The 21,643-nt window shown below is 63.6% G+C and carries 24 protein-coding genes; 21 read left to right on the top strand and 3 right to left on the bottom strand.

Features of this window, described 5'->3' with window-relative positions:
- The first annotated feature begins 35 nt into the window (after positions 1 to 35).
- The 16 genes from CH302_RS18355 (at position 36) to CH302_RS18280 (ending at position 14,494) form a co-directional block, all read left to right on the top strand.
- Complete coding sequence (locus CH302_RS18355) at positions 36 to 761, top strand: response regulator transcription factor (RefSeq protein ID WP_052047851.1); 726 nt, start codon at positions 36 to 38, stop codon at positions 759 to 761.
- A gap of 339 nt (positions 762 to 1,100) precedes the next feature.
- Positions 1,101 to 2,732: an ABC transporter substrate-binding protein gene (locus CH302_RS18350; protein WP_037193060.1), complete on the top strand. Its 1,632-nt coding sequence runs from the start codon at positions 1,101 to 1,103 to the stop codon at positions 2,730 to 2,732.
- A complete protein-coding gene (locus tag CH302_RS18345) occupies positions 2,729 to 3,688 on the top strand; it encodes an ABC transporter permease (RefSeq protein ID WP_037193058.1) in 960 nt (319 codons plus the stop codon). The genes CH302_RS18350 and CH302_RS18345 overlap by 4 nt, the downstream gene beginning before the upstream one ends.
- Positions 3,685 to 4,626 carry an ABC transporter permease gene (locus CH302_RS18340; RefSeq protein ID WP_037193057.1) on the top strand — a complete coding sequence of 314 codons (942 nt, stop codon included), beginning with the start codon at positions 3,685 to 3,687 and terminating at the stop codon, positions 4,624 to 4,626. The genes CH302_RS18345 and CH302_RS18340 overlap by 4 nt, the downstream gene beginning before the upstream one ends.
- Positions 4,626 to 5,516 (top strand): ABC transporter ATP-binding protein, encoded by an 891-nt coding sequence (locus tag CH302_RS18335; RefSeq protein ID WP_037193055.1) that lies wholly within the window; start codon positions 4,626 to 4,628, stop codon positions 5,514 to 5,516. Before CH302_RS18340 ends, CH302_RS18335 begins: the two co-directional genes overlap by 1 nt.
- Before the next feature lie 100 nt (positions 5,517 to 5,616).
- Positions 5,617 to 6,348 carry an ATP-binding cassette domain-containing protein gene (locus CH302_RS18330; RefSeq protein ID WP_230596344.1) on the top strand — a complete coding sequence of 244 codons (732 nt, stop codon included), beginning with the start codon at positions 5,617 to 5,619 and terminating at the stop codon, positions 6,346 to 6,348.
- Complete coding sequence (locus tag CH302_RS18325; protein WP_037193053.1) at positions 6,345 to 6,536, top strand: hypothetical protein; 192 nt, start codon at positions 6,345 to 6,347, stop codon at positions 6,534 to 6,536. The genes CH302_RS18330 and CH302_RS18325 overlap by 4 nt, the downstream gene beginning before the upstream one ends.
- On the top strand, positions 6,526 to 7,965 hold the full coding sequence (locus tag CH302_RS18320) for an amidase (protein ID WP_037193050.1): 1,440 nt from the start codon (positions 6,526 to 6,528) through the stop codon (positions 7,963 to 7,965). Before CH302_RS18325 ends, CH302_RS18320 begins: the two co-directional genes overlap by 11 nt.
- Positions 7,962 to 8,159, top strand: coding sequence for a hypothetical protein (locus tag CH302_RS18315; RefSeq protein WP_037193048.1), 198 nt, complete (start codon positions 7,962 to 7,964; stop codon positions 8,157 to 8,159). The genes CH302_RS18320 and CH302_RS18315 overlap by 4 nt, the downstream gene beginning before the upstream one ends.
- Positions 8,160 to 8,205: 46 nt before the next feature.
- A complete protein-coding gene (locus tag CH302_RS18310; protein ID WP_037193046.1) occupies positions 8,206 to 9,621 on the top strand; it encodes an Asp-tRNA(Asn)/Glu-tRNA(Gln) amidotransferase GatCAB subunit A in 1,416 nt (471 codons plus the stop codon).
- A 1-nt stretch (position 9,622) separates the two neighbouring features.
- Positions 9,623 to 10,090, top strand: a complete 468-nt coding sequence (locus CH302_RS18305; protein ID WP_230596343.1) for an urease accessory protein UreE — start codon at positions 9,623 to 9,625, stop codon at positions 10,088 to 10,090.
- Positions 10,087 to 10,746: an urease accessory protein UreF gene (locus CH302_RS18300; RefSeq protein WP_230596342.1), complete on the top strand. Its 660-nt coding sequence runs from the start codon at positions 10,087 to 10,089 to the stop codon at positions 10,744 to 10,746. The genes CH302_RS18305 and CH302_RS18300 overlap by 4 nt, the downstream gene beginning before the upstream one ends.
- Positions 10,747 to 10,780: 34 nt before the next feature.
- Positions 10,781 to 11,437, top strand: coding sequence for an urease subunit beta (gene ureB, locus CH302_RS18295; RefSeq protein ID WP_037193042.1), 657 nt, complete (start codon positions 10,781 to 10,783; stop codon positions 11,435 to 11,437).
- Complete coding sequence (gene ureC / locus CH302_RS18290; protein ID WP_037193040.1) at positions 11,434 to 13,152, top strand: urease subunit alpha; 1,719 nt, start codon at positions 11,434 to 11,436, stop codon at positions 13,150 to 13,152. The genes ureB and ureC overlap by 4 nt, the downstream gene beginning before the upstream one ends.
- The gene (gene ureG / locus CH302_RS18285; RefSeq protein WP_037193038.1) at positions 13,149 to 13,763 is read left to right on the top strand and encodes an urease accessory protein UreG; all 615 of its coding nucleotides are present in this window, start codon (positions 13,149 to 13,151) and stop codon (positions 13,761 to 13,763) included. Before ureC ends, ureG begins: the two co-directional genes overlap by 4 nt.
- Positions 13,760 to 14,494, top strand: a complete 735-nt coding sequence (locus CH302_RS18280; protein ID WP_052047849.1) for an urease accessory protein UreD — start codon at positions 13,760 to 13,762, stop codon at positions 14,492 to 14,494. The genes ureG and CH302_RS18280 overlap by 4 nt, the downstream gene beginning before the upstream one ends.
- A gap of 39 nt (positions 14,495 to 14,533) precedes the next feature.
- On the opposite strand, the gene CH302_RS18275 is transcribed toward CH302_RS18280, so the two are convergent.
- The gene (locus CH302_RS18275) at positions 14,534 to 15,955 is read right to left on the bottom strand and encodes an amidase (protein WP_037193036.1); all 1,422 of its coding nucleotides are present in this window, start codon (positions 15,953 to 15,955) and stop codon (positions 14,534 to 14,536) included.
- A gap of 72 nt (positions 15,956 to 16,027) precedes the next feature.
- Between CH302_RS18275 and recO the strand changes: the two genes are divergently transcribed.
- The 4 genes from recO to CH302_RS18255 are packed head-to-tail and all read left to right on the top strand — an operon-like array spanning position 16,028 to position 19,091.
- Positions 16,028 to 16,861: a DNA repair protein RecO gene (recO, locus tag CH302_RS18270; RefSeq protein WP_032368171.1), complete on the top strand. Its 834-nt coding sequence runs from the start codon at positions 16,028 to 16,030 to the stop codon at positions 16,859 to 16,861.
- Complete coding sequence (locus CH302_RS18265; RefSeq protein ID WP_052047848.1) at positions 16,818 to 17,636, top strand: isoprenyl transferase; 819 nt, start codon at positions 16,818 to 16,820, stop codon at positions 17,634 to 17,636. Before recO ends, CH302_RS18265 begins: the two co-directional genes overlap by 44 nt.
- Positions 17,629 to 18,048 carry a hypothetical protein gene (locus CH302_RS18260; RefSeq protein ID WP_037193034.1) on the top strand — a complete coding sequence of 140 codons (420 nt, stop codon included), beginning with the start codon at positions 17,629 to 17,631 and terminating at the stop codon, positions 18,046 to 18,048. The genes CH302_RS18265 and CH302_RS18260 overlap by 8 nt, the downstream gene beginning before the upstream one ends.
- Before the next feature lie 50 nt (positions 18,049 to 18,098).
- Positions 18,099 to 19,091, top strand: a complete 993-nt coding sequence (locus CH302_RS18255) for an iron-siderophore ABC transporter substrate-binding protein (protein WP_037193032.1) — start codon at positions 18,099 to 18,101, stop codon at positions 19,089 to 19,091.
- Positions 19,092 to 19,097: 6 nt separating this feature from the next.
- Here CH302_RS18255 and CH302_RS18250 read toward each other — a convergent pair whose 3' ends face one another.
- Together CH302_RS18250 and CH302_RS18245 are read right to left on the bottom strand one after the other, a co-directional pair.
- Entirely contained in the window at positions 19,098 to 19,538 is a 441-nt protein-coding gene (locus CH302_RS18250; RefSeq protein ID WP_037193030.1) for a Fur family transcriptional regulator, read from the bottom strand.
- Positions 19,535 to 19,996 carry an ArsR/SmtB family transcription factor gene (locus CH302_RS18245; RefSeq protein WP_306437421.1) on the bottom strand — a complete coding sequence of 154 codons (462 nt, stop codon included), beginning with the start codon at positions 19,994 to 19,996 and terminating at the stop codon, positions 19,535 to 19,537. The genes CH302_RS18250 and CH302_RS18245 overlap by 4 nt, the downstream gene beginning before the upstream one ends.
- Positions 19,997 to 20,181: 185 nt before the next feature.
- Between CH302_RS18245 and CH302_RS18240 the strand changes: the two genes are divergently transcribed.
- Complete coding sequence (locus tag CH302_RS18240) at positions 20,182 to 21,567, top strand: glycine--tRNA ligase (RefSeq protein WP_032379159.1); 1,386 nt, start codon at positions 20,182 to 20,184, stop codon at positions 21,565 to 21,567.
- Positions 21,568 to 21,643 lie beyond the last annotated feature (76 nt).

Below are 21,643 nucleotides of genomic sequence, written 5' to 3'. Positions count from 1 at the left end.
GTGCGCAGGAGAACTCCAGCGGAAGGACGTGATTCATGTCTTTCGATATTGCGTCCATGGCGGCGGATCTGTCGTCACCGGTGGCAAAGCGACGAATGGACGGCGCGATCGACTTCCTGAGATTCGAGGGCAAGTGCGACGGTTTTCTGTTCGCCTACAAGGATGACATCGCAGGTAGATTCGTCACCGTCGGACAGCGTGGATATGGAGACACCGTTGCTGATTTCCTGACCGGCAGCATCGATACGCGACCCGAATTCGAGAAGCAGTTCTCGAACCACGAGTTCATCTTCGATTGGACCGAGGTTCCGGGGTTCGCCACTTCCTACAGCGGGAGCCAAGTGCTGCGGCCTCACGGCTTCAACAACGGCGTACTGATGTTGTTGCACGACAACGCCGGTGAGATCATCGGGATGTGCCATGGAAACGTGGAGAAGCAGAACTTCCCCGGCACCGGCAAGGAACTGCTCGAACGGATGCGGCCGGCATTCACCGGGTACGCACTCGACCGTCGTTCCGCAGCGCGCTTTCGGCTCACTCGTCGCGAGTTGCAGATTTTGGACTGCGTCCGACGAGGGATGTCCAACTCCGAGATCGGCGAGCAACTCTTTCTGTCGCCGCGCACTGTCACCACTCACGTAGAGAAGATCCTGCGCAAACTGGGCGTTCCCAATCGTGTCCTCGCTGCGGTGTACGCCACGGAACTAGGTCTGGGTTCCGAGGATCGGTCCGTCGACTCACAGCGTGCCGCCCTGCGCTGATCCGCAACACTACGCAACTCGCATTGCCATGACGGCGTCGGTGACACCGACGCCGTCTTTTCGTGTGGTCGATCGACTTCGCCACGTAACAGCATCGAAATATGTTGTGCTGCAACGGTAAATTCTGTGACTCAGCGCATGAAGGATACGTATTTCGACGTATATGAACTGCGCACTCCACTGTTTACCGTTGATTATCCGCACAGTTCGACGGCGCACTACGCGGAATCCTCGACCCGTACTTCGCTTTCGGAGCCCGAATACGCGTCCCCACAGGCCGGTCAATCCTCAGATCGAAGGAACATGTCCCATGAAACTGGCTGTCAGAACGGCCACCGCATGAGCCCGCGCACGCCGTACCGGCGACGTCCGAGATCGATCGTCGCCGCCACCGCCGTCCTGGCTCTCGCGCTGAGCGCGCTCACGGCGTGTGGAGCCACCAGTGCCGCGGACGTCGAGACCGGCAATACGTTCGTGGTGGCCATCGAATCCGAGGCCGACGTCCTCGACCCCCAAGTTGCAGGCGGCTGGGTCAGCTGGCGAATAAATCAGCAGATGTTCGAGCCGCTGGTGACCGAAGATCTCCGCACGCCGTCGTCGGAGGCGGCGGTACCTGCTCTCGATCCCGGGTTGGCCGAGTCCTGGGACGTGTCGGAGGACGGACTCACCTACACGTTCCACATCCGTCAGGGCGTCTCGTTCCACGATGGAACGCCGCTCGATGCGGCGGCGGTGGAGTACAACTTTCGCCGCATGTGGGACAAGAGTGCCCCGCAGTACTCCGCCAAGGCTGCAGGGCAAACGAACTTCATCTGGCAGAACACGGCCGATGTCCAGGCCGTCGATCAGTACACGCTCGTCGTGACCGAGTCCCAACCGTTCTCGCCGTTCCTTCGCATGCTTGCGCAGGGCGGAAACGGGTCGACGGCGATCATGAGCCCGGCATCGATCGAGACATACGGCGACGACGTCGGCGACCATCCTGTCGGTACCGGGCCGTTCGTCTTCGACGAGCGAATTCGCGGTGAGCGAATCAGCCTGCTGCGCAACGACAATTATTGGGGCACGAAGCCCTCGATCTCAGGCGTGGTGTTCCGGCCACTTCCCGACGCGTCGGCGCGGGTAGCTGCATTGCGCAGTGGTGACGTCGACATGATTGCGGTACCGAGCCCGGACAGTATCGACAACTTGGTGAGTGAGGGCTATCAGCTGTCGGAGGGGACACCGCCGCACGTGTGGTACCTCTCGTTCAACATGCAGGACCCGAACATGGCGATCAAAGAAGTGCGGCAAGCGATCAATCTGGCCATCGATCGGGACGGGATGGCAGATGATCTTCTTCGCGGAAGTGTCAACCCCGCCTACGGTGTTCAAGCGCCGGCGAACGGCGCGTACGTCGAGAGGACCGATGCCTACACGCGGGACATCGCCAAGGCGAAGGAGTTGCTGGCCTCGGTCGGCCTTCAGGGCGGCTTCACCACGACCTTGATCACCTCCGTCGACGGCTCGGGTCAGATCATTCCGACGCAGATGGCGGAATATCTGCAGCAGAATCTCGCCGAGATCGGGATAGACATGCAAATCCAGACGCAGGAATGGATTTCGTACCTCGGTACGTGGGCGCAGGGAATGAAGCCCGGTGTGGGTATGGCCCAGATGTCGTGGGGTATGACGACGCCGTACTGGCTGTACATCGTCACGTCCTCGAAGTTGCAGTCCCCCAACGGAGTCAACGTGGGGTACTACTCCAACCCCGAGCTCGACTCGGTGATGGATCAGGCGATCCGAGCGACGGACGAAGACGTCGCGAACGACTACTGGCGTCAGGCGAACGACATCGTCACCGAGGACGCTGCGCTGGCACCTGTGGTGAACGACAAGGCTCCTTACGTGTTGGCCCCGTACGTATCCGGATTCGTCTCGCCCAGCGAGGAATGGTACGACCTGAAAGAAGTGAGGCTCGAACAATGACGCGAACGGTGGCACATCGCCTGCTGTCCACGATCCTGGTTCTGTTCGGAGTCAGCCTGATCGTCTTCCTGTTGCTTCAGTTGGTCCCCGGAGATCCGGCGCTGACCATTCTCGGGTCTGGTGCAACCGCCGAGTCGATCGCCGCAGTACGGACCGAGCTCGGTCTCGATCGCTCGCTGCCGATTCAGTACCTCGACTACATGGGCGGCTTGCTGCAGGGCGATTTCGGTCGGTCGTTGACGGTGAACAAGCCGGTGTCGGAGATCATGTTGCCTCGGCTGTGGAACACGATGATTCTCACGTTCGCCGCACTGCTGCTGTGTGTGATCGTCGGCGTTCCGCTCGGAATCGCGGCGGCCCGCAAGCAGAACAGTGTGTTCGACCGGATCGCCATGTTCGCCGCTCTCGCCGGAGCAAGTGTGCCCGTCTACTGGTTCGGACTCGTGCTGATCGGTTTCTTCTCGATACGTCTCGGGGTGTTTCCGACCTCGGGCATGTACAACAGTCGGAGCCCCGGAGGACTGGGGGACATGCTCACCCACCTGGTACTTCCGGCGATCGCGGCGGCGCTGGTGCCGTTGGCGGTGATCGCTCGCATGTCGCGCTCGGTGATGGTGGATGTGTTGCAGCAGGACTACATTCGCACACTCAGGGCATCGGGGTTGTCTGAGCAGTCGGTGCTCTGGCGACACGGTCTACGCAATGCGCTGCCACCGATCGTCACCGTCATCGGTCTGCAGGTCGGCTACCTGCTGGGCGGCGTGGTCTTCGTCGAAGTCGTATTCGGGTGGCCGGGTCTGGGGCAACAGCTCTACACGTCGATCACACAGCGAGACATTCCCGTCGTGCAAGCCGGGGTGCTGTTCATCGCTCTGGCATTCGTCGTCATCAATCTCGTCGCCGACACGGCGGTCGGGCTTCTCGACCCGCGCTCACGGAAGAAGGTATCGGCATGAACGCATCCGTCAGCATCGATGCTCGGTCCGGTCGCAGAGTGTTTCGACGGCCTTCGGCGGCTCCGTCGAACACGGAAGCGGCGACTCCGACCTCGGCCTGGAGGCTCGGTTTACGCGCCTTCGGCCGAGACAGGGTCGCAGTGGCGTCAGCGGTGTTCCTGCTGCTGGTCGTCCTCGCATCGATCTGTGCGCCGTTGCTGACCCCGTACAGCCCGACCATGGGGGATCCGGTGAACAGACTCGCCGGGATCGGCACCGAGGGGCATCCACTCGGCCTGGACGGGCAAGGGCGGGATATTCTTTCCCGTCTGCTGTACGGCGGGCGCAACTCCCTCGTCGTGGCGGTTGTGCCGGTACTTGTGGTCTTTCCGATTGCACTGATGATCGGACTGTTCGCCGGCTACAAGCGAAGCAGAGCAGGCGAATTGCTGATGCGCATTCTCGACGTCCTGTTCGCATTTCCTCTCGTGCTGTTGGCGATCGCGCTGTCGGCAGTTCTCGGTGCAGGACTCGGCAACGTGATGCTGTCCATCGGAATCACCTTGGTGCCGTACATGGCGCGAGTGGCATACACCGCGACAGTGCAGGAATCGGGCAAGGAATACATCGAGGCAGCACGGGCCTACGGCGCGAACGTCGGTCATCTGATGTTCCGAGAGCTTGCTCCCAACGTCGTGGCCAACCTCACCGTGTACGCAACCACTTTGTGCGGCTTGATGATCGTCGTTGCTGCCGGATTGAGCTTTCTCGGCGTCGGCGTCGTGCCGCCCACTGCGGACTGGGGAATCATGACCTCCGACGGCTCCAGCGTGCTCCTCGAAGGCATCTATCACATCGCCACCATTCCGGGCATCGTCATCCTTGTCGTTGCCCTGTCGTTCAACCTCGTCGGCGACGGAATCCGCGACGCCCTCGACCCGAGAAAGCAGACGAGCTGATGACCGCACTGTTGAGAATCGAAGACCTGAGCGTCGATTTCCACACCGACGGTGGCGTGGTGCAGGCGGTCAAGCACGTCGACCTGTCGGTCGAACCGGGGGAGATCCGAGGGCTGGTCGGCGAGTCGGGATCAGGCAAGAGCGTCACCTCGCTCAGCGTCCTCGGCCTTCTCGGGTCTGGACGAGCCCGAATCAGCAGTGGCCGCATCCTCTTTCGGGGGGAGAACGTGCTGGAGAAAGACGAGCGAGCCATGCGCGAGATTCGCGGTGGCCACATCGGATTGGTGTCGCAGAATGCGCTCAGCGCACTCGACCCGTCGTTCACGATCGGTGCTCAACTGGTCGAGGTCATTCGCTTGCATCAGAAAGTCGACGCCAGGACAGCGCGCAGAACTGCGTTGGAAGCACTGGAGCTGGTGGCACTGCCTGATGCGGTGAGAAGAATGAAGGCGTACCCGCACGAGCTCAGCGGTGGACAACGTCAGAGAGTCGTCATCGCAATAGCGCTGGCGTGCCGGCCCGAACTGCTGCTGGCGGACGAGCCGACCACTGCACTCGACGCAACGGTGCAGAAGCAGATCCTCGACCTACTTCTCGACATCAACCGCGAACTCGGCACGGCAATCCTGATCGTCACCCACGACTTCGGCGTCGTCGCCCATGTGTGCTCCCAGGTTTCCGTCATGCGGCACGGAAGAATCGTCGAAACCGGCACGCGTGCAGACATTCTCGAACGACCGCAACATCCGTACACCCAGGGGCTGATGAACGCCGTTCCGAAATTGCGCTTGTCGGCCGCAGAGCGAGCGATTCCGCGCTCGAGCCGTCGATTGTTCGAGTTCTCACACGATTCGATCTCCGAAGGCGGGAAGAACAATGTCTCAGCTTGATCACTCGACGTCGTCGGCCACCGCATCGGCCGGCAAACTGCCCTTGGTTTCACTGCGTGATCTACGAAAGGTCTACCGCGTTCGAGGTGACGGCCGATCCATGACAGATTTCGTGGCCGTCGACGACGTCAGCTTCGATATCGGACGGGGCGAAACGTTCGGGTTGATCGGCGAATCCGGCTCGGGCAAGACAACGACCGGACGCATGGTGTTGGCACTGGAAACGGTGACCTCGGGATCGGTGCTGTTCGACGGCAACGACATTGCAGCGCTCAGCCCGTTGGACATGCGTCGCTACCGCAAGAACATGCAGATCGTCTTCCAGGATTCGGGCTCCGCGTTCAATCCGCGCCGTAGCGTCGGCTCCCAGGTCGGGTATGCCCTCGAACGGTTTCAGCTCGTCGCCAAGAAGGACATCCGCGCCGCGGTGCTCGAGATGTTCGATCGGGTCGGCATGGAACCGTCGCACTACGACCGCTACATTCACGAATTCTCGGGCGGTCAGCGGCAACGTCTCGGTATCGCGCGCGCTCTGATCACCGATCCCGACTTCATCGTTCTCGACGAGCCGACCGCCGCTCTGGACGTGTCGGTCCAGGCTCAGATTCTGAACCTGCTCAAGGACTTGCAGGCCGAACGCGGACTCACTCTGTTGCTCATCACGCACAACCTCGCGCTGGTGGAGCACATGTGCGACCGCGCAGGAGTACTCGACCGCGGAAAGCTGGTCGAATCCGGACCCGTGGACGAGCTGCTGACAAACCCGAGGACCGACATCACTCGCACCCTCGTCGATGCAGTACTGGAACCGACGATCGGGGTAACGCGATGACCGAGAAGCATTGGGCAGCAGCAGCGTTGGCAGCTCGCTCGGTGTCTGGCGAGCTCGTTGGCGGAACTCTGGCCGACGTCGCGGCGTCGGCGGCGATCGAGTCGGCACACCGTCTCGCGTCCGCACTGACCGTGGAGACACCGCTACCGCTGCACTTGACCATGGACAGGAGCTGTGATGAGTGCTGACAGTGCCCGCGACGACCTCGACCCGCTGGCCGCGTCGGTGACCGATATTCACCGCCGAGTCGAGTCCGGAGTTCTGGACCCGGTTGCCGTCGTCGATGCATACCTCGCCCGAATCGCTGAGATGGACGACGACCTGGAGTCTTTCGTCGTGGTGAACGCGTCGGAGGCTCGGGCGGTGGCCGAACGTCAACGTGATTCCATTCGGCGCGGGGAACCCGGAGGACCGATGCGAGGCGTGCCTTTCGCCGTCAAGGATCTGTACGACGTCGAGGGAATCCCGACCCGGTCGGGTTCGCTCGCCTCATCGGATGCTCCGGCGCAGGAAGATTCGGAGACCGTTGCTCGGCTGCGTGCCGCCGATGGCATCGTGCTCGGCAAGACCACCACCCACGAATACGCGTACGGGGTCAACACTCCGCCTACACGGAACCCGTGGGCGCTCGATCGGGTGCCCGGAGGGTCGAGCGGTGGCTCGGGTGCATCCGTTGCGGCTCGGCTCGTCCCGGCTGCGATGGGGACCGACACCGGCGGGTCGATTCGGATACCGGCAGCTCTGTGCGGGGTTACCGGAATGAAGGCCACCTACGGCCGGATCAGCAAGCGCGGAGTCACGGTCCTGAGCTGGACACTCGATCACGCCGGTCCGCTGACGACGACGGTCGCCGACTGCGCGACGATGCTCGGTGTGTTGGCAGGGCATGACCCACTCGACCCGTACAGCACCGCGATCGAAGTGCCGGATTTCACCGCACAGCTTGACAGGGGAGTCCGCGGCCTGCGGCTGGGGGTCAGTGAACGCTACTTCACCGACCGTCTCGATCCGGACGTGGCAGCGGCGTTCGACACTGCTGTGCGGATACTCGAAACCGCCGGTGCCACCATCGTTCCGGTGCGCTTCGACGGAGTCGAGCTCTGCCCCGACATCGTCGGCGTCATCGCGTCCGTGGAGGCCGCATCGCTGCACCAGGCCCGTGCGAACGAACGCCCGGATCTGTTCGGGTCCGATGTGGTCGACGCTCTTCGGGTGGGCCACCTTCACAGCGGTGTCGCATACGTCGACGCACAACGAGCGCGGTCGGTAGTGCTCGACGGTATGCATAGGATGTTCGGTTCGGTGGACGCGTTGCTCTCACCGACCACCGCCACCACCGCGCCACCGTTCGGTGCATCGCGAATGGCGTTGGCAGGCAAAGATATCGACATACTCAACGGCCTGAATGCTCTGACGGTTCCGGCGAACGTGACCGGGATGCCGGCGCTGACGGTACCGGCCGGGTTCGATTCCGCAGGATTGCCGATCGGACTGCAGATCATGACGCCACCGTTCGAGGAAGCACTCGCGCTGGCCGTGGGCAACTCGTACCAGTCCCTGACCGACAGTGCCGCAGCGGTACCTGTCATCACCGAGAGAGAAAGAGTCCAACCATGAGCGCACAGGATTTCGGTCCCACCCGCGAACAATTGGCAGCAGTTTTCGAGTACGCGGGACTCGACATCGAGCCGGAGCGCTTCGAGGACAAATTCGAGGTTTATCGCAGCACGCTCGAACTCATCCGGAAGGCAAGCGTCACGGGCATCGGAGAGACCGTCCCCGCTGCGGCGTTCAAGGCCTCCTGGACCTGAACGCTGCCGTACCGGAATTCACTCGTCGTACGAAAGGACCACCGACATGCAGTTGTACGAACTCTCCCTCACCGAGGTAGCCGAGAAGATCCGCACCCGGGAGGTATCGCCCATCGAAGTCACTCAGTCCTCTCTCGACCGTCTTGCCGAGGTGGAGCCCGCGATCACGGCATTCGTCACCGTCACGGGCGAGGAAGCTCTGACTCGAGCAGCAGAGGTCGAGCAAGAAATCGGCAGCGGCCACTACCGTGGTCCGTTGCACGGAATCCCGCTCGGTGTGAAAGATCTGTACGACACCGCGGGAATTCTGACGACGTCGAGCTCCCAGCAGCGTGCCGCGAACGTGCCGACGGCCGACAGTGCTTCGGTGGCCAAGCTGTACGACGCCGGAATGATCATGGTCGGAAAGACCCAGACGCACGAATTTGCCTACGGTGCAACGACTCCAACTGCGGGAAACCCCTGGGACGTCACTCGTACGCCCGGCGGCTCCAGCGGTGGTTCAGGAGCCGCAGTCGGCGCTGGCGTGGTGCACGTCGCGCTGGGTAGCGACACCGGCGGATCGATCAGAATCCCCGCCGGTGTCTGCGGGACGGTCGGTCTCAAGCCCACATTCGGACGCGCGTCTCGAGCTGGAGTCGCTTCGCTGTCGTGGTCTCTCGATCACGTAGGACCGTTGACCCGCAACGTCTCCGACGCGGCTCTGGTGCTGGGTGCGATGTCTGGCTACGACCGACGCGACCCGGCGTCCGTCGATATGCCGGTTCCCGATTTCCTCGCGGGCATAACGGACGGAGTCGCCGGGACTCGAATCGGCATACCGTCGAACTTCTACACCCACAACGTTCAGCCGCAGGTCACCGAAGTGGCGCATCGCGCCGCGGAAGCGCTCGAACGACTCGGCGCGATTCTGGTGGAGGTCGAGGTGCCGCTCGCAGAGTACGTCCTGCCGGTAGAGTGGGCGATTCTGACCGCCGAAGCCAGTGCCTACCATATGGATTCGACGCGTCAGTCGCCGGAACTGTTCACCGACGAAGTGCGAACGTTGGTCGAAGCGGGCGAAGCAATTCTCGCGACCGATTACATCAATGCGGTCCGCCTGCGTACGCGAATTCAGGAGGCATGGCGGGACATGTACTCGACGATTGACGTGTTGCTGGCCCCGACTGTTCCCGGTGTCGCATCGCTACGCAGCGATCCCTTCTTCCAATGGGAGGATGGAACCGTGGAGGGTTCGACCAGCGCGTACTCGCGAATGTCGGCTCCGGCGAACGTTACTGGTCTCCCCGCACTGCAGGTACCCGCGGAGTTCTCGGCCGAGGGCTTGCCGATCGGCGTTCAGATCATCGGAAAGCCGTTCTACGAGGCCGAGATACTGAGGGTGGGCTACGCGCTGGAGCAGTCATCGGATGTAGTCGGGCGAATCGCTCCAGTCGTCGCGGCGAGCAGCGCGGTTCGGTGACGTGACGTCCGCCGACATCGAGGGGCCCGTCGTCGAGTCGATCGTCGGGCACGAGTCCGAGCCGTCGCTCGCGGAGCATATTCACCGGCTACGGCACGACGGTTTCGTCGAATACGTACACATCCCGGCAGAGGACATGGATCGGACTCGACTTCGCGTGAGCTCCGATGCCGGGCGTTACTATCGCATCGCACTCGGTCGCGAGCATCGGGTGCAAGATGGTTCGGTGCTGCTGCTCGAGTCCGAGCGTGCAGTGGTGGTCCGCGCAGGCGAACCCCGGGTACTGGTGCTGCGCGCAACCTCGGTATCGGGGGCACTACGGCTCGGTTTTCTCGCCGGCCACCTGCATTGGAAATCCTCCATGACCGACGATGTCGTCGAAGTGTCGATGGAAGGTGAGGAAAGCGACTATCTGAATCGAATTGCCGACCTCGTCGCCGGCGGGTCGGTGGAAGTGCAGCCGCAGTGACTGTTTCCGAGGTGCTGATGACGCTGCGTCTGGGAGACAGTGCTTTTCCCTCCGGCGGCTTTGCGTTCTCGTCGGGGCTCGAAGGTTCGTACCGCGACGGCTTCGTGACCGACGAGTCGGGATTGGGGGCATTTGCGCGCGAGCAGGTGCTCGGACGCTGGAACACCGTCGATCGCCGAGTACTGAGGGCGGCGTGGCCCCGCGGAGCCGCCGAGCTCGCCGACCGACGATGCGAGGTGCACAGCACGATGTCGGTTCTGCGCGAAGGCTCGCGGCGGGCGGGTGCAGCGGTCTTGGGGACCTTCGCTGCACTCGGATACGAGGACATTGCCGATTACCGCCGGTCGGTGCTTCTCGGGGTCGTTCCAGGCCATCTGCCGGTGGCCCAGGCACTGTGTTTCCGTGTGGCAGGCCTGTCGCTGGAGTCGGCGGAAACGGTGAGCGTCTGGCAAGCCGTGTCGGGGATCGCCAGTGCAGGCCTTCGGCTCGGAATCGTGGGCCACCTCGGAGCCCAGCGCGTTCTGGCCGACCTCGAGCCGACGATTGCCGACGTGCTGAGCGACCCGTCTTCAGGGGCCGCTCTGTATTCCTTCAGTGCCTTCGCAGACATCTCCGCTCAGCGACGCGGCGACGGCGCTCGACTATTTGCCAGTTGACGTCGATACACCTACCCCAGAACGGAATTCGATCGTGAACCTCACTCCCACCGAGAGCGAGCGGTTGACCATCTTCACCGCAGCCGAGTTCGCCCGGCGACATCTGCGCGACGGTGTTCGCCTGTCGCATCCTGAGGCAGTCGCGTATCTGACCGACGAAATCCTGCTCGCCGCCCGCAAGGATCTGAGCTTCGAGGACGTGATCGATCACGCCGGTCACCTGCTCACCGCAGCGCAGGTTCAGGACGGAGTTGCAGCGCTGGTGGACATGCTCATGGTGGACGCGCCGTTCGCCGAAGGCACGAAGCTGATCACCGTGGTCGACCCCATTGCCCCCGCGGCAGGCGATGTCGTCCCCGGCGAGATCATCCTTGCCGACCATCCCGTGGTGCTGTTCGACGGTGCCGAGATCACCACCGTCACCGTCGTCAACAGGGGAGATCGCGACGTTCAAGTGCGCAGTCAGACACACTTCTTCGAGGCCAACGAGTCCTTGGAATTCGACCGACGCGCCACGTGGGGACGCAAGCTGGCCGTTGCCTCGGGGGCGGGGGTGAGGTTCGAGCCCGGAATGGCAGTCGTTGTGCCGCTGGTTCCGATCTCGGGTGAGCGTGTGGTGCATGGCTTTCGGGGGCTGGTCGACGGCCCGCTGGACGAGAACGAGAACGCGACGGCGGCAGGGTCCTCATGAACACCGGCGACATCGCGATCCACCGGGCCTCGTATGTGCGTATGTTCGGCCCGACGGTCGGAGACCGGATTCGGCTCGCAGATTCGTCTTTGTTCGTCGAGGTCGAGCGTGATCTGACCACGCCCGGGTACGAGCTGCTGGCGGGGGCGGGAAAGAACGTGCGTGACGGGGAGGGTTACCGGCCGACCTCGACGGCATCGGACGGCGCACTCGATTACGTCTTCATCGGGGCTACGGTGATCGATGCGGTGCAGGGAGTAATCAAGGCCGACATCGGTATTCGCGGTGGCCTCATCGCGGGCATCGGCAAGGCAGGCAATCCCGATGTGATGCCCGACGTCACCGAGGGCATGGTCGTCGGGCACATGACGACGCCGATTCCGGCAGCGGGGCTGATCGTCACGGCCGGTGCCATCGAAACTCACGCTCACCTGATCTCTCCCCAGCAGAGCGAACACGCGCTGGCGACCGGGACGACCACTCTGATCGGAGGCTCGCCCGGCCCGGCGTTCGAGGTGGGAACCGGAAGTGCGCGCAATCTCGGACTGTTTCTTCGCGGTGGTGAACACACCCCGATGAACTTCGTGGCCTTCGGCAGAGGTGCCTCCGACGAGCGGGCAGTCCTGGAATCGGTAGCGGCCGGCGCAGGGGCGGTCAAGATCCACGAGGACTTCGGCGCATCACCTGCGGTGATCGACAAGACCCTGCGCGCAGCAGATTCCGCCGACTTCGCTGTGCACCTGCACACCGACTCGATCAACGAGTTCGGGTTCGCGGAGACGACCATGAACACCATCGGCGACCGGACGATCCACATGTATCACGTCGAAGGTGCAGGCGGGGGACACGCTCCCGACCTCATCAGATGCGTCGGTTACGACAACGTCATCCCGGCGTCGACCAACCCCACCAACCCATACACCGCGTACGCCCTCGACGAGGGAATACCGATGACGATGGCCGCGCACAACATGAACTGGCAGGCACCGGAGGACGTGGCGTTCGCCGAAGCGCGAATTCGTCCACAGACGATGGTCGCCGAGGACTTTCTGCACGACATGGGCGCGATCTCGATCTTCGGAAGCGATACACAGGGAATGGGCCGAGTGGCCGAGAACATCGCCAACTGTTGGCAACTGGCGGATGTGATGAAGCAGCGGGTGGGACGACTGCCCGAGGAGACGACCGAGGCAGCCGACAACGAGCGAGTCAAGCGCTACATCGCAAAACTGACTGTCAATCCCGCTCTTTCGATCGGTGCCGCCGAGCACATCGGGTCCGTCGAAGTGGGGAAGGTGGCCGATCTGGTTCTGTGGTCACCGGCATTCTTCGGCGTCAAACCCGAGGTGGTCATGAAGAACGGCTTTGTCGCGTGGGCCGCGCTCGGGGATGCAGCGGGCAGTATCTCGCGATCGCAGCCGGTGGTGAGTCGGCCCAACTGGGGTGCGCTCGGTACAGCATCGGCCGAACTCGGACTGGTCTTCATGTCCTCGCTTGCCGTCGACGCTGGTGTCGCCGACCGACTGGGTCTGCGCAAACGCGTCGTACCCATCGCGTCGGTCCGCGGACTGCGCAAATCCGACATGGTGCGCAATTCGGCACTTCCGGTGGTCGAGGTCGATCCACGAACCTTCGACGTCAGGGCAGATGGCGTACTGCTGACCGGTGAACCCGCGACCACCGTCCCCTTCTCGAGGAGGTATCTGCTCCGATGAGTTACCGACGCGCAGCACGTATCGGAATCGGCGGACCCGTCGGATCGGGAAAGACCGCCCTCGTCGAACAACTCATCGCCGTCTTCGGCGCGGCCGATCGATCCATCTCGGTCATCACGAACGATCTAGTCACGGCGGAAGACGCCGAACGAGTCAAACGCAGCGGCCTGATCGACCCCGCGCGGGTACGTGCGGTGGAAGCGGGAGGATGTCCACACACGGTGATTCGCGAGGACCCGTCGCTCAACATGGCGGCCGCCGACGAGTTGGAGGCGCAGTTTCCGAACACCGAGGTGATTCTGCTCGAAAGCGGTGGAGACAATTTGGCCTCCACGTTCTCTCGGGATCTGGTCGACTACTGGATCTTCGTGATCGACGTCGCCGGCGGAGACGACATCCCCCGCAAACGAGGACCTGGTGTGGTTCGGTGTGATCTGTTGGTGATCAACAAGATCGACCTTGCCCCGTATGTGGGCGTGGATCTTTCGCGCATGCTGCACGAGGCGGACGCGGTGCGCGCCGGAAAGCCGATCGCACTCACCAATGCCCGCACAGGCGATGGAATTTCCGCGGTGGTGGCGCACCTCGATCGCGATGTGTTGTTCGTGTGATCTCGCGATCACTGGATCTGTCGTTCGAGAGCGTGGGCGGACGGACGGTGTTCGACCGGAAGCGTTACCGCTGGCCGCAGTCGGTGGGTCGCCTGTTTCCCGGGCCACATTCCGGTTCCGGTTCGGTGATCGTGCAGAACTCGGGGGCGTCGATCCACCCCGGTGATGTGATCGAGCAACGCATCGAGGTCGGTTCGGGCGCTTGGGTTCAGGTCCTCGGCCAAGGCGCGATGATGGTGACGGGAAAGCCTGGCTGCGCAGCGGCAACGGAGTCGACAGTGCTGCGTTTGCGAGGCGATGGTCGGCTGGTTCATCGTCCCGAGCCGAGAATTCTCATGTGGCATGCGCACTTCGTTCAGGTGACCGAGATAGAGATCGGCGACGGTTCCGCCGTCGTCGTGGACGCCTTCGTGTTGCATCCCGAACTGAGCGCGGACGACGTGGGCAGCATCAGCTCCACTGTCCGGCTCCGTTGCTTCGAGGGTGAGGAACCACTGATGGTCGACGCCCAGCAGCTGAACGCGACTCTGTGGCCGCGCTCGCTTCGGGCCTTCGGCACCGTGTATGTGCTGGGATCATCGGCGACCGTGCCGTCCACGTCGGACGTGGACGGTGTGCACCTGGCCGCGACGGAGCTGCCGAACGGTGCGGGCCATGCCGTACGCATGGCCGCGGAGGAGGGCGGTGCGTTGCGGGCGGCGCTCGATCGGACGGTACAACTGATTCGTTGACGTGCGCCCGGGCCGCTGTGCGCAGAAGTTCGGTGTGGGCTACGAGGTTTCGCTCACCTGGGTCCACCAGGGATCGGGGCGCTTGCGGTGCCACTGCAGCACGTTCTCGAGTTGAGCGGCGACCGATACCAGAAGCGGCTCGGAGGATTCGTGGCCCATCAACTGCAGGCCGATGGGTAGGCCGGCGGCGGTGAATCCTGCGGGCACGTTGACGCTCGGCCAGCCGAGCACGTTCCACGGCCAGGTGTACGGGCAGTGTTCGGTGATGACCCGATCGGTATCGGCGTTGGAGATGCCGTCGATGGCCTCGATCCGCGGCGGCGGAGTAGCCGTCGTCGGGGCGAGTACGACGTCGTACTCGTCGAAGAACCGGCCGACGCGGCGTCCGATGCGCGGTTCGGCCGCACGGGCTGCGCGCAACGGGGCTCCGGCGAGTGCCCGGCCGCTCTTGGCGTTGGCCCGGGTCCTCGGGTCGGCGAGAGACGGATCGGGAAGGCGGTCGAGCCAGGTCGCCACGCCTGCGAGCGAGCGCGGTAAGAAGTTGAGCCCCAACAACATTCCGTACGCCGGGTCGTCGACGACCACGCGGTGTCCGAGCAATCGCAGCACCGCTGCCATCTCGTACGCGGCAGCGGCGATCTCCGGGTCCAGTGGTGCGGGCGTCGGGATGAACGGCTTGCGTAGGCTGAGCGCTATCCGCAGCGAACCCGGATCGCGCCCGACGGCGTCGGAGACGGTCAGCGGAGCCGGACGATGCAGATCTCCGTCGTGACTGCCCGAGACCACATCGAGGAGCAGGGCTGCGTCGGCCACGGTACGTGCGAGCGGGCCGATGACGGTGATGCCGTTGAATGCCTCGGGCTCCGGCCACGACGAGATGCGTCCGCGTTGCGGCTTGATCCCCACCAGGTTCGTCCACGAGGCCGGAATCCGCACCGAGCCTGCACCGTCGGAACCCAGAGCGGCAGAGACCAATTCGGCAGCCACTGCTGCAGAGCTACCGCCCGAGGAGCCGCCGGGGGTGCGCTCGCGGTCCCACGGATTGCGTGTGTGCCCGAAGATACCGCCGGTGAACGGCCACTGGCCGAGTTCCGGGCTGTTGGTCTTTCCGACGATGACCGCTCCGGCAGCACGCAGTCTGCGCACCACCTCCGAATCCGAGGTTGCGGGTGGGAAGTCGCCCGCGCAACCGAAGGCGGTCGGTTCGCCCGTGACATCGACGTCGTCCTTGACGGCGATGGGAACGCCGAGCAGGGGAGCGGTGGTGCCGTCGGCGCGCAGGCGATCCGCTTCGGCTGCCTCGGCGAGAGCGGCGTCGCGGCGCACGATGCGGAACGCGTTGAGCGTGGGTTGACTCTTCTCGATGCGATCGAGTGATTCGGTGACCGCCTGTACCGACGTGATGTGACCCGACGCGAGAGCGGCAGCCTGGGCAACGAGAGTCGACCGATGAAAATCCACGCCTGCACAGTATCGACTTCTCGTCAGCGCGGGAACGGTCACCGCCGCAGCGCGCGTGGGACACTGGATGACGTGAGGCCATACCGTGACAACGCAGTCGTCCTGCGCCAGCACAAGCTGGGTGAGGCCGATCGCATCGTCACGTTGTTGACCAGGGAGAACGGAATCGTGCGGGCCGTCGCCAAGGGGGTTCGCCGCACCAAATCCAAGTTCGGTGCGCGGCTGGAACCGTTTGCGCACATCGACGTTCTGCTCTACCCGGGACGCAACCTCGACATCGTCACCCAGGTGCACACGGTCGACGCGTTCGGCGGAGACATCGTGGCCGACTACGGTCGCTACACCACCGGATGTGCGGTTCTCGAAACCGCCGAGCGGCTGGCAGGCGAGGAGCACGCACCCGCGCAGCGGCTGCATCAGTTGACCGTCGGTGCCCTGCGGGCCCTCGCGCAGCACGTCAGGCCTCCCGAACTGGTCCTCGACGCGTACCTGCTGCGCGCGATGGGTTTCGCCGGATGGGCTCCCGCACTGACCGACTGCGCGCGGTGCGCAGCGGTGGGGCCGCATCGAGCGTTCCATGTCGCTGCCGGTGGAGCCGTGTGCGTGCATTGCCGTCCGCCGGGATCGGCGACGCCGTCGAGCGGGGTTCTCGATCTGATGGTCGCGCTCGAACGAGGGGAGTGGGACTACACCGTCACCACCTCCGACGCCGTCCGCAAGCAGGCCAGCGGACTGGTGGCGGCGCATCTGCAATGGCATCTGGAACGACAGTTGCGCACACTTCCGCTCATCGAACGCTCGCACCCGCATCAGGTGCCGCTGGCGCAACCTGACTCCGTGTTCGCCGACACCGTCGGGCAGGATGGGGACCGTGATTCGACGACGAGAGCCGCAACCCCGGCCTGACGAACAGTCGGCAGTGCGCCCTCCCGATCCGCATCCGTCGGGCGCTCGGCCGCCCATCCTGCAGCCGGAACTGATTCCTCGCCATGTCGCACTGGTGATGGACGGCAACGGTCGATGGGCACAGGATCGTGGTCTGCCGCGCACCGCGGGGCACGAGCAGGGCGAAGCGGTCCTCATGGACACCGTGTGCGGGTGCATCGAGATCGGGGTGCAGTGGTTGTCCGCGTACGCATTCTCGACGGAGAACTGGAAGCGCAGTCCCGACGAGGTCAAGTTCCTGATGGGCTTCAATCGTGACGTCATTCGTCGTCGACGCGACGAGATGAACGAGATGGGTGTCCGAGTTCGCTGGGCCGGCCGTCGACCGAGGTTGTGGGGCAGTGTCATCAAGGAACTCGAAGTTGCCGAGGAGTTGACGAAGCACAACACCGTGATGACGTTGACGATGTGCGTCAACTACGGTGGCCGAGCCGAGATTGCCGATGCCACAAGGGAAATCGCTCGGCAGGTGGCCGCGGGCAAGCTGAACCCCGAGAAGATCACCGAGGCCACCGTCGCCAAGTACCTCGACGAAGCGGATATGCCCGACGTGGATCTGTTTCTGCGTCCGTCGGGGGAGCAGCGGACGTCGAACTTCTTGCTCTGGCAGTCGGCCTATGCGGAGTTCGTGTTCCAGAAGAAGCTCTTCCCGGATTTCGACCGTCGGGATCTGTGGGAGGCGTGTATCGAATACGCCTCGCGGGACCGACGATTCGGTGGAGTCAAATATGAGTGACATCGCGAACGGGGCGCCCGACGAGGGGCTTTCGTTGCAGGCCCGTGCCCAGTTGGCGCTCTCGCAGTTCGCGACGGTCACACTCGGTGACGAGGGTTCTCTCGGTTTCGACTACGCGGGCGCTCTGTGCTCGCTGCGTGCCGTTCGACTCTCGCCCGAACTCGAGGTGCTCTCGCTGACGGCTGTCCTGGCGTGGGACCGGCCGCTGAAGCCGGCTCTGCACAAGAAAGTTGCCGACCGCAATGCGGATTCGCAGTTCGGTGCGATCTCGGTCAACACCCATGACAAGCTCGCAGATGTGTTGTTGCGCTACACCTTTCCCGCGAGCGGCCTGGACGACGAGGCAATGTTGACGATGCTCATTCTGGTGCTCGCCGGAGTCGAGAAGGCCCGTGAGGGTCTACTGCCCTGATCCGTCAGCTAAGGTTTGCCTGTACTTACTTCCAGTAGAGGCGGATGCAAATGACTGTGCGGTGGACCCGAATGCTCACGGCTGTGGTGGCGGTGATCGCCCTCGGTGTGGCGGTGACGGCCTGTTCGACCGCCGACACCGGCGACACGGCAACGCAGTCGGCGGACGGTGCATTCCCGGTGGTCATCGATCACATCTACGGCAGCACGACCATTCCGGAGAAGCCCACTCGCATCGTCACGCTCGGGGTGTCCGACGCCGATGCCGTCATCGCGCTCGGCACCGTTCCCGTCGGCAACACCGGGTACACGTTCTACGAGACCGGACTGGGACCGTGGACCGACGAGTTGGTCGGTGACGCGCCGTTGACGCTGTTGGGCTCGGAGTCCGAGCCGAACTTCGAGCTGATCGCCTCTTTGGCACCGGATCTGATCACCGGACTCAATGCAGGTTTCGACGAGGCGACGTACGAAAGGCTCAGCGGCATCGCGCCGACTGTCGCCCGACCTGCAGGATCTGCCGCCTATGCCGTCGATCGTGAGGTGGCCACCGACACCATCGCGCGCGCGATGGGTGAACGCGACCGCGGCGAGGAGTTGAATGCGCAGACCACCGCTGCGCTCGAGCAGGTTCGAAGCGAACATCCCGAGTTCGCAGGCAAGACGGCAGCAGTGGTGCTTCCGTACGACGGCCAGTTCGGCGCATTTCTGCCCGGTGATGCCCGCGGTACATTCGTCACCTCGCTGGGCTTCGAGGTCCCGGAAGCGATCCGCGCCGAGGACGACGGCACCAACTTCTTCGTTCCGGTCGGGGCCGAGAACATCTCGATGCTCGACGCGGATCTGGTGCTCTACCTCGGTACCGGTGACGACATCGACGTGGTGGCCGAGAACCCGATCTTCGGAACGCTCGACGCTGCACGGAATGACGCGATCGTTCCGTTGTCCACCGATCAGCGTGGAGCGATCACGTACAACTCGGTGCTGTCGATTCCGTTCGCCATCGACGCGTTGGTACCTCGCGTGGCAGAGGCCGTCGCCTGAGCGGATTCACCGAGCGGCAGCGCTGCACTGACTGCAGGTGCCGAAGATCTCGATCGTGTGGCTCACGTCGCTGAAGCCGTTGGACTCGGCGACACTCTGCGACCACTTCTCGACGGTGGGGCCTTCGACCTCGACGGTGAAACCACACGAGCGGCACACCAGGTGATGGTGATGTCCGGACGAGCAGCGCCGGTAGACCGACTCGCCGTTGTCGGTGCGGAGTACGTCGACGGTCCCGGCGTCCGCCAAGGTCTGAAGTGTGCGATACACCGTGGTGAGGCCGATGCCCTCACCGCGCTTGCGCAATTCGTCGTGCAGATCCTGTGCGGACTTGAACTCTTCGATGGTGTCGAGCAGGTCCGAGATCGCGCTGCGCTGTTTGGTGGCTCGCACCCCGACGACGACCGGTCGTCTGGGGGTTGCGGTATCGGTGGACTTGTCGGTCACGGGTTCCGGCCTTCCTCGGCGTGGGCCACGGCGTCGACGACGATGTGGGAGAGGTGATCGTCGACCAGTCTGTACAGGACCTCACGGCCGTTGCGTTCTCCGCGCACCACACCCGCTGCCTTGAGTACCCGAAGGTGCTGGCTGATCAACGGCTGAGTGACACCGAGGGCGACGACGAGTTCGTGGACGCATCGCTCGGACTCGCGCAGCTGCAGCACGATGGCGATGCGTACCGGAGCCGCGAGTGCTCGCAGGATGTCGCCCGCCGCAGTCAGTGTCTCCTTCGGCGGAATGTGAGCCGGGGGAGCGACGGCGAACGGATCGCCGGAGTGCAACGGATGCTCGGGGTCCTGCCTGTGGGTCGAACTTGCTTCCACTGTCGAGTCCGTGGACACGGTTGCGGCTCCTTCGGTCGCCGGCTCGTTGCCGGCGGACTCTCCCTGCACGATCGACGTCATGGCACCAGGTTAGTGCAGTAGTTGTTATTGCAAATCGTATTCATTGTGATATGCACAGGTGCGCATGTCAACTTCCCGACTCGACCGCTGTTCGGATTCGATCGACGAGCCAGATAGTCTGATCAGGGCGAAAACCGCCCACGTCACCTCTTACACGATGTAACCGAAGATGGAGAGCTCCGCCAGTGGCACCCAAGTCCAAAGTCGAAACCGTCGCCAACCTCGCCAAGCGCAGAGGCCTCGTCTACCCGTGCGGCGAGATCTACGGCGGTACCAAGTCGGCCTGGGATTACGGCCCGCTGGGCGTCGAGCTCAAGGAGAACATCAAGAAGCAGTGGTGGCGCAACATGATCACCAGCCGTGACGACACCGTCGGGCTGGATTCCTCGGTGATCCTGCCGCGTCAGGTGTGGGAGGCGTCGGGCCACGTCGAGACGTTCTCCGACCCGCTGGTGGAGTCGCTGCACACCCACAAGCGCTATCGCGCCGATCACCTCATCGAGGCCTACGAGGAGAAGCACGGCCACCCGCCGGAGAACGGCCTCGCCGACATTCGCGACCCCGAGACCGGTGAGCCCGGCTCCTGGACCGAACCACGTGCATTCTCGGGACTGCTCAAGACCTTCCTCGGCCCGGTCGACAACGAAGAGGGCCTGCATTACCTGCGTCCCGAGACCGCACAGGGCATCTTCGTCAACTTCGCCAACGTGCTGACCACCTCACGCAAGAAGCCCCCGTTCGGTATCGGGCAGATCGGCAAGAGCTTCCGCAACGAGATCACTCCCGGCAACTTCATCTTCCGCACCCGTGAGTTCGAGCAGATGGAGATGGAGTTCTTCGTCAAGCCGGGCGAGGACGACGAGTGGCATCAGTACTGGATCGACTACCGCATGAAGTGGTACACCGATCTCGGTATCGATCCTGAGAACCTGCGGCTCTACGAGCACGCCAAGGAGAAGCTGTCGCACTACTCCAAGCGCACCGTGGACATCGAGTACAAGTTCGGCTTCCAGGGCAGTGCCTGGGGCGAACTCGAGGGCGTCGCGAACCGCACCGACTACGACCTCTCGGTGCACTCGAAGGCGTCGGGTCAGGACCTGAGCTACTACGAGCAGGCCACCGACACCCGCTACACCCCGTACGTCATCGAGCCGGCCGCAGGACTGACGCGTTCGCTGATGGCATTCCTCGTCGACGCGTACACCGAGGACGAGGCCCCCAACGCCAAGGGCGGCGTCGACAAGCGTGTCGTGCTCAAGCTGGACCGTCGTCTCGCTCCGGTCAAGGTCGCGGTGCTCCCGCTCTCGCGCAACGCCGATCTGACGCCCAAGGCGAAAGACCTTGCGCAGCAACTGCGTCAGTACTGGAACGTCGAATTCGACGACGCCGGAGCCATCGGTCGCCGCTACCGTCGTCAGGACGAGATCGGCACCCCGTTCTGCATCACCGTCGACTTCGACACCCTCGACGATCATGCCGTCACCATCCGCGAGCGCGACACGATGGCGCAGGAGCGTGTGGCACTCGATCAGGTCGAGGGCTACATCGCGTCACGTCTGATCGGCGCGTAAGAACCTCACCCATACGACAGGGCCCGATCTCGCGATGAGATCGGGCCCTGTCGTATGTCGGTCGAAAAACTAGAAG

The organism is Rhodococcus sp. 15-2388-1-1a (assembly GCF_002259145.1).
In the GTDB taxonomy this organism is placed as follows: domain Bacteria; phylum Actinomycetota; class Actinomycetes; order Mycobacteriales; family Mycobacteriaceae; genus Rhodococcoides.
Note: the sequence above shows the minus strand (reverse complement) of the source record. Positions and strands in the feature narration are given on the sequence as shown.

Bases quoted from the DNA above. Each gene is read 5' to 3' on its own strand.
- CH302_RS18330 (WP_230596344.1), top strand. From the start codon at position 5,617: ATGACAGATTTCGTGGCCGTCGACGACGTCAGCTTCGATATCGGACGG.
- CH302_RS18320 (WP_037193050.1), top strand. From the start codon at position 6,526: ATGAGTGCTGACAGTGCCCGCGACGACCTCGACCCGCTGGCCGCGTCG.
- CH302_RS18260 (WP_037193034.1), top strand. From the start codon at position 17,629: ATGAGTGACATCGCGAACGGGGCGCCCGACGAGGGGCTTTCGTTGCAG.
- CH302_RS18315 (WP_037193048.1), top strand. From the start codon at position 7,962: ATGAGCGCACAGGATTTCGGTCCCACCCGCGAACAATTGGCAGCAGTT.
- CH302_RS18355 (WP_052047851.1), top strand. From the start codon at position 36: ATGTCTTTCGATATTGCGTCCATGGCGGCGGATCTGTCGTCACCGGTG.
- CH302_RS18310 (WP_037193046.1), top strand. From the start codon at position 8,206: ATGCAGTTGTACGAACTCTCCCTCACCGAGGTAGCCGAGAAGATCCGC.
- CH302_RS18350 (WP_037193060.1), top strand. From the start codon at position 1,101: ATGAGCCCGCGCACGCCGTACCGGCGACGTCCGAGATCGATCGTCGCC.
- CH302_RS18245 (WP_306437421.1), bottom strand. From the start codon at position 19,996: ATGACGTCGATCGTGCAGGGAGAGTCCGCCGGCAACGAGCCGGCGACC.
- CH302_RS18325 (WP_037193053.1), top strand. From the start codon at position 6,345: ATGACCGAGAAGCATTGGGCAGCAGCAGCGTTGGCAGCTCGCTCGGTG.
- CH302_RS18265 (WP_052047848.1), top strand. From the start codon at position 16,818: ATGGGGACCGTGATTCGACGACGAGAGCCGCAACCCCGGCCTGACGAA.
- CH302_RS18335 (WP_037193055.1), top strand. From the start codon at position 4,626: ATGACCGCACTGTTGAGAATCGAAGACCTGAGCGTCGATTTCCACACC.
- ureG (WP_037193038.1), top strand. From the start codon at position 13,149: ATGAGTTACCGACGCGCAGCACGTATCGGAATCGGCGGACCCGTCGGA.
- ureC (WP_037193040.1), top strand. From the start codon at position 11,434: ATGAACACCGGCGACATCGCGATCCACCGGGCCTCGTATGTGCGTATG.
- CH302_RS18255 (WP_037193032.1), top strand. From the start codon at position 18,099: ATGACTGTGCGGTGGACCCGAATGCTCACGGCTGTGGTGGCGGTGATC.
- CH302_RS18340 (WP_037193057.1), top strand. From the start codon at position 3,685: ATGAACGCATCCGTCAGCATCGATGCTCGGTCCGGTCGCAGAGTGTTT.
- CH302_RS18345 (WP_037193058.1), top strand. From the start codon at position 2,729: ATGACGCGAACGGTGGCACATCGCCTGCTGTCCACGATCCTGGTTCTG.